This is a genomic window from Lentibacter sp. (genome assembly GCF_029254145.1).
GTDB lineage: Bacteria > Pseudomonadota > Alphaproteobacteria > Rhodobacterales > Rhodobacteraceae > Lentibacter.
Genome location: NZ_JAQWYD010000112.1, coordinates 20,130 through 32,869 on the forward strand (window position 1 = coordinate 20,130; position 12,740 = coordinate 32,869).

The window sequence follows — 12,740 nt, forward strand, 5'->3', positions numbered from 1 at the left end:
GGGGGGTGATATGCGTGCACAACCCGTGCACAAAGCGTGCACCGCCCAAACAGCACGTTTTTTAAGAGAAAATTAAATAATGCAGCGTGCGCTCTGCGCGGGTAGGAAGAGCGTGCAGCAATGCACAGCCGACGGGAGCGCGCAAATGACAGACACACTCGAAGCCGAAATGAAGGTGAGCCCATTTCGGCGCTGGTTTTCCTCCGGGCTGGTGGCGCTGACGGCTGCGTTGCTTTTGAATATGGCGATGACAACACCGCCTGCATCAGTCTTGGGGCAGGGGCTTGTCTGGGGGATGGCGACGCTTTTGTTGATTACGGCGCTCAAGCTTTGGCGCGACACGGGGGTGAGTGTGCGCCTTGTGGGCACGCGGCTCGAGGACAGCCATGGCGCGCTTATTGTGCAGATCGAGGATGTGGAGACGCTGACGCGGACGCATTTTTCATTCCGGCCCTCAAACGGATTTATGCTGAGCCTGAAGCGCGAGTATGATCCACGTTGGTGCATGGGGCTTTATTGGCGTGCGGGCAAGCGCGCGGCGTTTGGCGGCGCGGTCAGCGGGGCGGAGGCCAAAAAACTGGCCGAGGCGATCGAACGCCGCCTCAGCCAGTCTGGAAGCCAGTTGTAAAGCTTTTGTTTTTTGCGCGGATCAGCTGGAGAAGCAGGTGTTCCAGCAGATTCTGGGCGAGAAGCGCGGGCGCGTGAAGACGAATGTTGCCAGATCGTTTTGCTCCATAAGGCCCCAGAGGAAAGGCGGCGTGTATTCGATCCGCGTTTCGACGAGGATGATGCGCTCCCCATTCACGAGCATGGGCAGTTTGTCATGCCAGTTTTTCACATCAGAGTTGCGCAGGCGGTCGATGCTGCCGCGTTTTTGTGACCAATCAAGGCGGAACTCGTTTTTGTTGCCACCGACATAGCGGATCACAGAGATGCGAATATCGGGACGCTGGGCCGAACGGGTCAGGAATTGGACCATGTCGCGGGTGGCGTTGATGTAATCGGCGTCGAGCGGATTGGTCTCGCGGCTGATCATATCGGCGATTGTGAAGGCGGCCTTTTCGTGGACACCGACCTGGCGATAGGCGTCAAACCACGAGAACATTGAGGCATAGGCCCAAAAGACGATGGGCGCCATGATGATGAACTCGACCGAGACGGTCCCACCTGTTTCATCGTGGAAAGCGGCAAGGCGGGTTTTGATATAGGACCAGATCATTAGAGCGGCTCCTGAACAAAGGCGGATGTGGCAATCATCCAGGCGTTATTATTGCCATCCCAATCGAGATGACGGCCAAGGCCAGTCAGCGGGAACACGGGCTTGAACACGTAGCAGGCGCGCAGGATCATCATTTCGTTTTGCTGACCGTTGCGGAACTGGCGGATCGGGTTTGTGACCTGTGTGATACCGCTGCAGCGCGCGGCTGTGCTGGGCGCTGTGAAGTTGCGCATGTCGAGGGGCTGCATTTCAAGGTGCAGCTTGGTGTCACAATCGGGCAGGAAGCCAGCGTATTGGCAGGTCATGTTTTTGATGTCGTTGTGCTGGAAGTTTGCCCCTGTTGTGAGGCGCACGTCGCGCACGGCGAGATCAAGGCCGCGCTCCAGCATAGAGTGGCGGAACGTGATCATGCCAAGCTCGACGGCGGTACAGAACATGAAGATGAAGAACGGGAACAGGATCGCAAACTCGACCGTTGCGTTGCCGTCTTCGTCGCGCCGGAAGTGGCGCAGGGTATGGATGAGCTGTTTCATTGGATCAGCTTCAACTGGCTAATGGACTGAGCGATGGCGGAGAAGGCTTCCTCGATTTCGAGGCCTTGCACGTCAAAGAAGTGACTTGGCGTCGAGGCGCATTGCTGCAGCTCGTTTGCACCCTGCCATGGGGCCTCAAAGCCGATCGTATAAATTACGATGCCATTGTTTTTGGCCGCATTGCAGGCCTCTTGGAGGCGATTGTCTTTGGTGCTGCCGCTGACTGATGTTGACGGGTAGTGATACCAGTTGTTCCAGTAGTTCCAGTCAAGATCACGGTAAAAGTACTCGGCGATCCAAGCGAGACTGGCTCTGGCGAAGAGGTCTTGGTAGCTGAGGCGCACCCAGCTGCTGCTAAGTGACCATGTCCAGTCATAGCTGCGGATCATGCGCGCGCCGCTGCTTGTCTGATAGTAGTAGCGGCTGTTGCGGTAGACAGCATAACGACCATTGCTCGCGTTGTAATAGACATCAGAGTTGCCTGAGCGGAATTCGGGGCGGAGCATATATTGGTCAGTGTTTTGACCGTCGGTCATGATCACGAGCACTTTGATGCTGTTGGGATCTGTATAGTCGAGCGGGCGACCGTTGAAGGCGGAATCGATCTCGTTGCTGGTCACGAGGCTGCTCACCACGGGCTGCAGGCTTGGGTCAAGCAGGGCTGCGCCCCATTTGACGCCGATGTCCATCGAAGTGTTGCCGCCAGCTTCGAGCGCGTTGATCTGGCCGTGGAGATCAACTGTGTTGTTGCTCAGGGGCAAGATTTGCGAGCTGGCGCGGACGTGGCACACAGGCTCGGTGTGGTAGCGCGGAGTATGGCGCCACCAGCTGCCTGATCCTGGCTCATCACTGAGGCCTTGGGGGTCATTTGAATAGGTGAAGACGTCGAAGTGCTGGGTTTGCTCATAGGAGCGCGACCCGCTTGATGCGGGTGTCATGCTTGTCGTGCTGAAGTCACTGGCGTTAAAGTTGAGGCAGTGGGAATAGTCGTGACTGTCGGAGCGGTTGAACTGGTTGAGCAGTGTTTCACCTGCCGCCACTTGGGTCGCGTAGGGCACGATGGAGATTGACACATCCTCATCGTCTGAGAGTGCAAGAACGGTATCAACAAAAGAGATCGCTGCGGGGCGCAGGCGGTTGATGCGGCTGCCATCCATGGAGCCGGAAACGTCGAGGACCATCGAGATTTCGACGGAATCCACGCGCTCTTCGGCAGCGGAGGCGGCTGGGGCTGTCATTTCGGCGAGGCCAAGCATGTGGCTCAGCTGGGTTGGCATGACTTCGCGCGCTGTGGCGGTGACTTCGCGATAGTTGAGCCCCTCGTCGACAACGGTTGTCAGAAGCTCGGCATTGGTGAGGCCCGCCTTTTCGAAGTAATCGGCGACAACCTGTGCGGGGGGGCTCAGTTGATCAAGGTCAGCGGCGGCGAGCACGGCTTGGTCAAGCGTGTGTTGCAGCTTGGAGCGCTGGGACTCAAAGCGCATAACATCAACACCGACAGCCCCGACAAAGAGAATGATCAACATAAAATAGACGGAAAAGGCTACGATCACGCCATCTTCCTCGCGGGCAAAGCGCCGCAAGAAGGGGGGAAGGCTATGCGCCTTTGATCGGGTCGCCACACGGTTGCTCGGCCGTGATGTCACTCTTGTCGGTTCCATTTTGCGTCTCCTCCCCGGCGGGCCGGGAAATAATTAAATCTAGACTCATTACACAGTGGTCCAACGCTTCTTGTCGTTTAGCTCTGTGGTCAAAATGAGGCGCGAAATGCAGCATTTATGAGAAAAACAAAGGGTTTTGGAACCTTTAGGGGCGAGGAGGCGGGACTGTTTCAAACTGTTCAACAAAGAGTCAAACTTGAATCAACGTCTTGGAACGGGCCGTTGGCGCATCTGAGGGCGCGCAAGCAATTTGTTAAGGCCGTGGGGCTAGAATGACCGAAAGACGGGTTGGCCCTCAGTACGATAGGTGCGACAAATGTGCACAGGGGGGCTGAGTCGCTGCGGCGCGGCATTCCGGACAATGGCAGAAGCCGAGAGAGAGACAGTATGAACGCTAATTTTAAAGAGCCGAGTTTTCGCGAAAGCGTGGACCTGATGTTTAACCGCGCAGTGGCGGTGATGGATCTGCCGCCTGGTCTGGAAGAGAAAATAAGGGTGTGCAACGCGACCTATACAGTGCGCTTTGGTGTGCGTCTGCGCGGGCAGATCCAGACATTTACAGGATACCGTTCTGTTCACAGCGAACATATGGAGCCTGTGAAGGGAGGTATTCGCTACTCGCTGGGTGTGAACCAAGACGAGGTAGAAGCGCTTGCGGCTTTGATGACGTATAAGTGCGCCCTTGTGGAGGCGCCGTTCGGTGGCTCCAAAGGCGGGCTTTGCATCGATCCGCGCCAGTATGACGAGCACGAGCTTGAGCTTATCACCCGCCGCTTTGCCTATGAGCTGGCGAAGCGCGATTTGATCCACCCATCCCAGAACGTCCCTGCGCCCGACATGGGCACGGGCGAGCGCGAGATGGCGTGGATTGCGGACCAGTACCGCCGCATGAACACGACGGATATCAACGCGGCGGCCTGTGTCACGGGCAAGCCAATTAATGCAGGCGGCATTCAGGGCCGCACAGAAGCGACGGGCCGCGGCGTACAATATGCGCTGCGTGAGTTCTTCCGCCACCCTGAGGATGTGGCCAAGGCCGGCTTGGAGGGCAAGCTAGACGGCAAGCGCGTCGTTGTGCAGGGCTTGGGCAATGTGGGCTACCATGCGGCAAAGTTCTTGGGCGACGAGGACGGCGCGCTGATCACGGGGATCATTGAGCGCGACGGTGCGCTTGTGAACCCTAATGGGCTTGATGTGGACGCGGTGCACGGCTGGATTGTGAAGCATGGCGGCGTCACGGGCTTTCCTGATGCGACATATGTTGCGGATGGCGCGCTTGTGCTGGAAGAAGACTGCGACATCCTTATTCCAGCGGCGCTGGAAGGGGTTATCAACCTTGGCAATGCCGAGCGGATCAAGGCGCCGCTGATCATCGAGGCGGCGAACGGGCCTGTTACGGCAGGTGCTGATGAGGTGCTCCGCAAGAAAGGCTGCGTGATCATTCCTGATATGTATGCCAACGCGGGCGGTGTGACAGTCTCCTACTTTGAGTGGGTGAAGAACCTGAGCCATATCCGTTTTGGCCGCATGGGGCGGCGTCAGGAAGAGGCACGCCACGAACTGATTGTGAGCGAGCTTGAACGCTTGAGCCGCCACTTGGGCGAGGCTTGGTCTATGACGCCTGACTTCAAGTCTAAATACCTCAAAGGCGCAGACGAGCTTGAGCTTGTGCGCTCGGGGCTCGATGACACGATGCGCACGGCTTATCAGAGTATGCGCGAAGTCTGGCATGAGCGCGACGATGTGCCTGATCTTCGGATGGCGGCCTATCTTGTGGCGATCCGCAAGGTTGCGGCGAGCTACCGCGCCAAGGGGCTTTAAGAGCTCCAGACAGGACGAAAAACGAAGGGCGGCTTCTTGTGAAAGGGAACCGCCCTTTGCTTTGTTCGCCGCTGATATTTCAGGTTGGTTGAAGTACAGTTGTGCAAATCTCAAAACCACAGTCGCGCGTGGGACAGTCTATGTCGAAAAGGGGACTTCCCCTCTGCGCCTGTCTTGATAGTCTGAGCCGAGCTAAAGGCTGCGTTTTGTGGCCTGAACCAGAATACGGCCTGCGGGCGAAGGGGGACACATGCGCTTTTCCGCGCTGAAAATTCTCAAGGAAGGCCTCACGGGCAACAAGGGCTGGACGCCGCATTGGCGCAACCCCGAGCCGAAGGCCGAGTATGACGCAATCATCATTGGCGGCGGCGGTCACGGGCTTTCGACGGCCTATTACCTCGCCAAGAACCATGGGATGACCAATATCGCCGTGCTCGAAAAGGGCTATCTGGGGGGCGGCAATGTGGGGCGCAACACGACGATTGTGCGCGCCAACTATGGCCTTGAGGGCAACTCGCAGTTTTACAGCCATTCGCTCAAGCTCTGGGAGGGACTGGAGCAAGACCTGAACTACAATGCGATGATGAGCCAGCGCGGCGTGATCAACCTGTTTCACTCAGACGGCCAGCGCGACGCTGCGGCGAAACGTGCGAATATGATGATCTCTCAGGGTGACGACGCGATTTTGCTGGATAAGGTGAGTGTGCGGGAGCTTTTGCCGAACCTTAACCACGACAACATCCGCTTCCCTATTTATGGCGGTTTGTACCACAAGCGCGGCGGCACAGCGCGCCACGACGCTGTGGCATGGGGCTTTGCGCGGGGGGCCGACCAGCGCGGGGTTGATCTGATCCAGAACTGTGAAGTCATGGGGATTGACATTGTGAACGGCGTTGTGCAGGGCGTGCAGACGACGCGTGGCGCGATCAAGGCCAAGAAAGTTGGTATGGTTGTCGCGGGGCGCTCGTCTCAAGTGGCGGCGATGGCGGGGTTGACCCTGCCGATCGAGAGCCATGTCTTGCAGGCGTTTGTGAGCGAGGGGCTGAAGCCCTGTATTGATCATGTGGTTACCTTCGGGATGGGGCATATGTATATGAGCCAATCCGACAAGGGCGGCCTCGTTTTTGGCGGCGATCTTGATTTTTATGCCTCTTATGCCTCGCGGGGCAATTTGCCGACAGCGGAGCATGTGATGGAGGCGGCGATGTGCCTTTTGCCCCAGATCGGCAAGGCGCGGGTATTGCGTTCTTGGGGCGGCATCATGGACATGACGCCTGACGGCAGCTTCTTTATTGATAAGACGCCTGTTGACGGGCTTTTTGTGAATGCGGGCTGGTGCTACGGCGGTTTTAAGGCTGTGCCTGCGTCCGGCTATTGTATGGCGCATCTGATGGCGACAGGGCAGCCCCATGAGGTTGCTATGAAGCATCGTTTGGACCGCTTTGAGACAGGGCGTGGCCTGATGGACGAAGAGCACCGTGGCAGCCAGCACAATCTGCACTGAAGGATAAGGAAGACCCATGCGCATAGCCTGCCCCCTCTGCGGCGAGAGAGACAGCCGTGAATTTTCCTACAGGGGCCATGCTTTGGCGCTTGTGAGGCCTGAGGAAGACGCGTCTTTTGAGGCGTGGGATGATTATTTGCACAAGCGCGAAAACGTAGCAGGTGTGACGCAAGAGCTGTGGTTCCATGACTTTGGCTGCGGCAGCTGGCTTGTGGCGGAGCGTAACACGGTGACGCATGCATTTGGCGTCGTGAAGCTTGCGCAGGACGTGAAGGAGGCCCTCGCATGAGGATTGAAGGCAAGGGCCTGATCAACCGCGGGAGACGTGTGACGTTTCGCTTTGACGGGCATTCCTATGAGGGTTTTGAGGGCGATACTCTGGCCTCGGCACTGCTTGCCAACGGTATCAAGCTTGTTGCGCGCTCGTTCAAGTATCACCGCCCACGCGGGATTTTGACGGCTGGCTCGGAAGAGCCGAACGCGCTTGTGACTGTGGGTAAGGGCGGCTCGCAAGACCCGAACGTCCGCGCAACCGTGCAGGAGATATATGACGGTCTGGAGGCTGTGAGCCAGAACCGCTGGCCGAGCCTTGAGTTTGATCTCATGGGCGTGAACGATCTGGGCGCGCCTTTCCTTGGTGCTGGATTTTACTACAAGACATTCATGTGGCCCAAGGCGTTTTGGGAAAAGCTTTACGAGCCTGTTATTCGCCGTGCGGCGGGGCTTGGGGCCATCTCGGGTGATCCGATCACAGATAAATACGAGCGTGCGTTTGCACATTGTGATGTGCTGGTTGTTGGCTCGGGGCCGACGGGGCTTATGGCCGCTTTGACGGCGGCTGAAGCGGGTGCGGATGTGATCCTTGCGGAAGAAGACAGCGCCCTTGGTGGGCGGCTTTTGAGCGAGGCGGGAGAGATTGACGGGATGCCCGCGCGCGACTGGGCGGAGCAGATGCAGGCCAAGCTCGACGCAATGGGCAATGTGCGGATCATGACACGCACGTCTGTGACGGGGGCTTATGACGGCGGCACATATGGCGCACTTGAGCGTGTGGCGCATCACCGGCCGCTGGCCAAGGGCTTGGCAAAAGAGTGCTTCTGGAAGATCGCGGCGAAGCGGACTGTATTGGCTGCGGGTGCTCTGGAACGCCCGATTGCGTTTCAGAACAACGACCGCCCCGGCATTATGATGGCGAGTGCGGTGCGCGCTTATGTGAACCGTTGGAATGTTGCGCCCGGGCAGAAAGTTGTGCTCTTTGGCAACAATGACAGCATCCATGATGTGGCCGCTGACCTGCTGGCAGCGGGTGTGCATATCGCAGCCTTGGTTGACAGCCGTTCCGATGCCACTTGTCAGCTTGATGTGCCGTTTTACGCGGGGGCGCAAATCTCTGGGACCGAAGGGCGCAAGGCGCTTGAGGCGGTGAGTATTGCGCGCACCTCTGGGATAGAGAAAGTCCCGGCTGATTGCCTCGGCATGTCGGGCGGCTGGAATCCGACGCTTCATCTGACGTGCCATATGAACGGGCGGCCAGAGTGGAACGAGGCGATTGCGGCCTTTGTGCCTAAGGTCGGCATGATCCCGGGGCTGATCGCGGCGGGGGCTTGCAATGGTGTGTTTTCAACGGCGGCTTGTCTGGGAGAAGGCGTAGGCGCGGCGAAAGCGGCATGTGAAGCGCTGGGGCTGAAGGCCAAAACGCCGGAGATGCCGAGCGCCGAAGACCGTCCTTACAAGATCGCTCCGCTTTGGGCTGTGGCTGGTAAGCGCCGTGCCTGGCTTGATTTCCAAAATGATGTGACTGTGAAGGATGTGAAACAAGCAGCAGTCGAGAACTTCCGCTCTGTGGAGCATATGAAGCGTTACACCACGCAGGGCATGGCGACCGACCAAGGCAAGAACTCCAACGTGCAAGCGCTCGCTGTTTTGGCGGATGCGACGGGTCGGGGCATTCCTGAGACCGGAACCACAACCTATCGTCCGCCGTTTACGCCTGTGGCTGTGGCTGCGATGGCGGCTGGGGCGGCTGACAAGGGCTTTGCGCCCGAGCGGTTTACCACGTCGCACCGTCTGACTGTTGCGGCGAAGGCGCCGATGATCGAGGCGGGCTTGTGGTATCGGCCGAGCTATTTCCCTGCGCAGGGCGAGACGACATGGCGGCAGTCTTGCGACCGCGAAGTTGGATATGTGCGCAACGCCGTGGGCATTTGTGATGTCTCGACGCTTGGTAAAATCGACATCAAGGGCAAGGACGCAGGCGCGTTTCTCGATCTGCTTTACACCAATATGTTCTCGGCCTTGAAAGTGGGCCGTGTGCGCTATGGGCTGATGCTGCGCGAAGACGGGCATGTGATGGACGACGGCACGGCCGCGCGGCTTGGTGAAGAGCACTTTGTCATGACCACCACCACGGTGGCGGCGGGCGAAGTCATGAAGCATATGGAGTTTGTCTCTCAAGGTTTGCGGCCTGATATGGACGTACGCTTTGCTTCTGTCACAGAGCAGTGGGCGCAGTTTGCTGTGGCGGGGCCAAAGGCGCGTGAGCTGCTGAATGGCTTGCTCGACAGTCCGATTGATGGCGAGAGCTGGCCGTTTATGGCCTGTGGCGATGTGAAGGTTTTGGGGGTTGCTGGCCGCCTCTTCCGCATCAGCTTTTCGGGCGAGCACGCCTATGAGGTGGCTGTGCCTGCGCGCTATGGCGAGAGCCTGTTTGGCGAGCTGCGCAAGCGTGCCGAGAAGTTGGGTGGCGGCGCTTACGGAATGGAAGCGCTCAATGTACTGCGCATCGAGAAGGGCTTTATCACCCATGGCGAAATCCATGGCCGCGTGACCGCGTTTGACATCGGCATGCAGGGGATGATGAGCAAGAAGAAGGACTTTATTGGCAAGGGCGCAGCCGCGCGGCCCGGGCTTGTGGAGGAAGATCGGGAGATGCTTGTGGGCCTTAAGCCTGTGGGCGTTGTGAAGCAGCTCTTGGCGGGCGCACACCTTTATAACGAGGGTGTTGAGCCTATCCGAACAAACAATCAGGGTTATCTGACCTCTGTGTGCTTTTCGCCGACGCTGGGTACATATCTCGGCCTTGGCTTTCTGAAAAGCGGGCGGGCGCGATATGGCGAGATTGTGCAGATGGTTGATCATGTGCGCGGTGTCTCTACGACATGTGAAGTCTGCCACCCGGTATTCCTTGATCCAGAGGGGGAGCGCAGCCGTGACTGAGCTTAAGGCACTATCGCCCGCAGCGGGGCTTTTGCCGCTGAACATTGGCGGGGTCGAGCTGCGCGAAGACGAGATGCGCGCGCTGACTCTGATTGCGCCCTACAAGGGCCAAGAGGCAGCTTTGGCCAAGGCACTTGAGGCAGCGCATGGGCTGAGCTGGGCCGCGGTGGGGACGACCTCCGAGAGCGGCGCGGCAAGGCTTGTTTGGTTTGGGCGCGGTGCGGCGCTTCTGGTGGGCGCTGAGGCGTCAGCCAAGCTTGCGAAACACGCGGCGCTGACAGATCAGACGGATGCTTGGTCCTATCTCACGCTTGAGGGCGCTGGCGCGCGCGATGTACTGGCGCGGCTGACACCGCTGGACATGCGGGATGTCGCGTTTCCTGTGGGGTCCACTGCGCGGACCGAGGTCTTTCATATGGCTTGCTCAGTTACACGGGTTGGCCCGCAGAGCTGGCAGATCATGGGGTTCCGCTCGATGGCAAAGACGCTGGTGCATGACCTCAAGACTGCGATGGAAGGTGTCGCTGCTCGGGCCGGCTAGACGGCCTCTGATGTGAGCCAGACTCCGCCTTCGGGGCGCAGTGTCAGGATCATGACAGGGTCTGGTGTTTTGCCCTGAACGGGGAAGAACCGCCGCTTTGCGAGCAGTGTCGCGAGGATGATCACCGCTTCTTGCAGAGCAAAGCTCGCGCCGATACAGATCCGCGGGCCGTCACCAAATGGCAGGTAAGCGTAGCGCTGGGGCTTCTCGGCGAAGCGCTCGGGGCGGAAGGCATCTGGATCGTCCCAGAGGAGCGCATTGCGGTGCAGCGCATAGATCGGGATCATCACAGTGTCGCCCTTCTTGACCTCGCGGCCTGCAAGCGTATCGGGCGCTTGGGCTGTACGTGAGACGAGTGCAGCGGGCGGGTAGAGGCGCAGGGTCTCGTCAATGATCATGCGGCAGTAGGGCAAGTTTGGCAGATCAGCTGCTGTGGCGGTGCGGCCCTGAAGGGCGGATTGCGCCTCGGCGCGGGCTTTGTCTTGAACGTCCTGATCAAAGGCGCAGAGATAAAACGCCCAAGCCAGTGTGAGTGCTGTGGTCTCGTGGCCTGCGACGATAAACGTCAGCAAATTGTCACGCAGCTCGGCTGTGCTCATGGAGCGGCCTGTTTCGGGGTCTTCGCCCTCAAGCAAGAGATCAAGCAGATCGGGAACATCGCCAGCGCCCGCGCTGCGGCGGGAATTGACGGCATCATCGGCGATGGTTTTCATCTGTTTGAGCGAGGCGCCTGCCATAACACGGGACGGACGCGGAACCCACATCGGCAACCCGAGAATATCAAAGAGCGAGAGTTTGCCCGCGGCGGCTATATAGGCGTCAATTGCGCGGTGCACCTCGTCGGAGGAAAACAGTGCGCTGCCCGAGAGCGTCACCGAGGCGGTGATGTCAAAGGTGGCGCGCACCATCTCGGCGTAAATGTCGCTGGCGCGTTTGTCGGCGGCTTCGATGCGGGCGAGGCTGGCTTCAGCGGCGGCGCTCATCACGGGGGCAAGGGCGCTCACGTTGCGATGTGAAAACACAGGCGCGGCGGCGCGGCGCTGCCAGCGCCAATGCGCACCCTCGGCGATAAAGAGGCTCTCGCCGATCGCGGGGCGCAGAAGATTTTTGGTGACGTCTGATTTGGGGTAGTTCTCAAGCTCTTCGAGCAGGACACGGCGGATGGCGTCTGGGTCCATCAACATGTGCCAGCGCACGCCGGTTGTTCCTGAAACGACAGGTTGCTGCGTGGCGATATAGGGAATGATCGAGAGGACATTGTTCCGTGCTGCGGCGAGGCTCTTGAGCATACCCAAGGGCTGTCGGGCGAGGGGGACGGCGACGGGGGTCTGGCTCTCAGGCATGGTGCGCTCCTCTGTTCCTGTTTGATATAGGGGCTCCGCGGGCGCGGGGCAATTGCAAGGCGCGTGGGGCTGGTATATGCCCGACTGGAATGTTTTTAGGGGGCTGCCATGCTGCGCCGATTCTTTGTGTTTGCCGTTTTGGGCAGTTTTCTGGGCTTTGTTGCTGGCTGCACCAATCCGAACGATCTTGATCAACCCGCTGTCGATCTGGGCGATTTCCGCCTTGGGCACAATATTGTGATTGCCCCGAAAATGGAAAAAGGCCCGCTGAGCCGCGAGAAATCAAAAGAAGAATGGACCGCTGCTGTTCAGGCGCGGATTGCGGAGCGGTTTGACCGCTATGAGGGCGAGAAGCTCTATCACTTTGGCGTCAGTCTGGAAGGCTATGTGCTGGCGCAGCCAGGCATCCCTATTGTGGCAAGCCCGAAGTCTGCACTTATTATGCGCATCACCGTTTGGGACAATGCGGCCAACAAAAAGCTGAATGAAAAAGCACATCAGATTATTGTGTTCGAGCAGCTTTCTGGCGAGCAGGTTATTGGCTCTGGCTTGACCCAATCTGCGGATCAGCAGCTTGAGAACCTCAGTAAGAACGCGGCCAAGATGATTGAGCTGTGGCTGGTGCGCCAGAAGGCAGAGGAAGGCTGGTTTGCAACGGAGGCCGACAGCTAGGCCGAGCGACAAATTCGCGGGTTGATTTCCCTGTCAGAAGGTCATATGTGCGCGCTCAGATCAACTCTGGCTGCGCGCAAGCGGGCCGTAACATGAAGGGGTGCCAACGCGATGGCAAAGGAAAAGTTTAGCCGTAACAAACCGCACTGCAACATCGGCACGATTGGTCACGTTGACCACGGCAAGACGACGTTGACAGCAGCGATCACGAAATACTTCGGTGACTTCAA

General features: G+C 58.6%; 12 protein-coding genes. 8 read left to right on the forward strand and 4 right to left on the reverse strand.

The window, feature by feature from the left end; translation table 11 throughout:
* Nucleotides 1-145: 145 nt before the first annotated feature.
* The gene (locus P8O11_RS12795) at nt 146-628 is read left to right on the forward strand and encodes a hypothetical protein (RefSeq protein WP_300294772.1); all 483 of its coding nucleotides are present in this window, start codon (nt 146-148) and stop codon (nt 626-628) included.
* Between the two features lie 21 nt (nt 629-649).
* Here the strand turns inward: P8O11_RS12795 and P8O11_RS12800 are convergent, their stop codons facing one another.
* From P8O11_RS12800 to P8O11_RS12810, 3 genes are read right to left on the reverse strand one after another with little or no spacing between them, the layout of a single operon-like run.
* Nucleotides 650-1,219: a hypothetical protein gene (locus tag P8O11_RS12800; RefSeq protein ID WP_300294773.1), complete on the reverse strand. Its 570-nt coding sequence runs from the start codon at nt 1,217-1,219 to the stop codon at nt 650-652.
* Nucleotides 1,219-1,752: a TadE/TadG family type IV pilus assembly protein gene (locus tag P8O11_RS12805; protein ID WP_300294775.1), complete on the reverse strand. Its 534-nt coding sequence runs from the start codon at nt 1,750-1,752 to the stop codon at nt 1,219-1,221. The genes P8O11_RS12800 and P8O11_RS12805 overlap by 1 nt, the downstream gene beginning before the upstream one ends.
* The gene (locus P8O11_RS12810; protein WP_300294777.1) at nt 1,749-3,413 is read right to left on the reverse strand and encodes a TadE/TadG family type IV pilus assembly protein; all 1,665 of its coding nucleotides are present in this window, start codon (nt 3,411-3,413) and stop codon (nt 1,749-1,751) included. The genes P8O11_RS12805 and P8O11_RS12810 overlap by 4 nt, the downstream gene beginning before the upstream one ends.
* A gap of 387 nt (nt 3,414-3,800) precedes the next feature.
* Here P8O11_RS12810 and P8O11_RS12815 point away from each other — a divergent pair, with 387 nt between their 5' ends.
* The 5 genes from P8O11_RS12815 (at nt 3,801) to P8O11_RS12835 (ending at nt 10,495) form a co-directional block, all read left to right on the forward strand.
* Nucleotides 3,801-5,234, forward strand: a complete 1,434-nt coding sequence (locus P8O11_RS12815) for a Glu/Leu/Phe/Val dehydrogenase (RefSeq protein ID WP_300294778.1) — start codon at nt 3,801-3,803, stop codon at nt 5,232-5,234.
* A gap of 250 nt (nt 5,235-5,484) precedes the next feature.
* Nucleotides 5,485-6,738 carry a sarcosine oxidase subunit beta family protein gene (locus tag P8O11_RS12820; protein WP_300294780.1) on the forward strand — a complete coding sequence of 418 codons (1,254 nt, stop codon included), beginning with the start codon at nt 5,485-5,487 and terminating at the stop codon, nt 6,736-6,738.
* A gap of 16 nt (nt 6,739-6,754) precedes the next feature.
* The gene (locus P8O11_RS12825; protein ID WP_300294782.1) at nt 6,755-7,027 is read left to right on the forward strand and encodes a sarcosine oxidase subunit delta; all 273 of its coding nucleotides are present in this window, start codon (nt 6,755-6,757) and stop codon (nt 7,025-7,027) included.
* Entirely contained in the window at nt 7,024-9,954 is a 2,931-nt protein-coding gene (locus tag P8O11_RS12830) for a sarcosine oxidase subunit alpha family protein (protein WP_300294783.1), read from the forward strand. The genes P8O11_RS12825 and P8O11_RS12830 overlap by 4 nt, the downstream gene beginning before the upstream one ends.
* A complete protein-coding gene (locus P8O11_RS12835; RefSeq protein WP_300294785.1) occupies nt 9,947-10,495 on the forward strand; it encodes a sarcosine oxidase subunit gamma in 549 nt (182 codons plus the stop codon). Before P8O11_RS12830 ends, P8O11_RS12835 begins: the two co-directional genes overlap by 8 nt.
* Here the strand turns inward: P8O11_RS12835 and P8O11_RS12840 are convergent.
* Nucleotides 10,492-11,838: a cytochrome P450 gene (locus tag P8O11_RS12840; protein ID WP_300294787.1), complete on the reverse strand. Its 1,347-nt coding sequence runs from the start codon at nt 11,836-11,838 to the stop codon at nt 10,492-10,494. The genes P8O11_RS12835 and P8O11_RS12840 overlap by 4 nt on opposite strands.
* A 108-nt stretch (nt 11,839-11,946) precedes the next feature.
* Between P8O11_RS12840 and P8O11_RS12845 the strand changes: the two genes are divergently transcribed.
* Together P8O11_RS12845 and P8O11_RS12850 are read left to right on the forward strand one after the other, a co-directional pair.
* Entirely contained in the window at nt 11,947-12,510 is a 564-nt protein-coding gene (locus P8O11_RS12845; RefSeq protein WP_300294789.1) for a hypothetical protein, read from the forward strand.
* 111 nt (nt 12,511-12,621) lie between these two features.
* On the forward strand, nt 12,622-12,740 hold a 119-nt coding region (locus P8O11_RS12850; protein ID WP_300294791.1), incomplete at its 3' end, for a GTP-binding protein.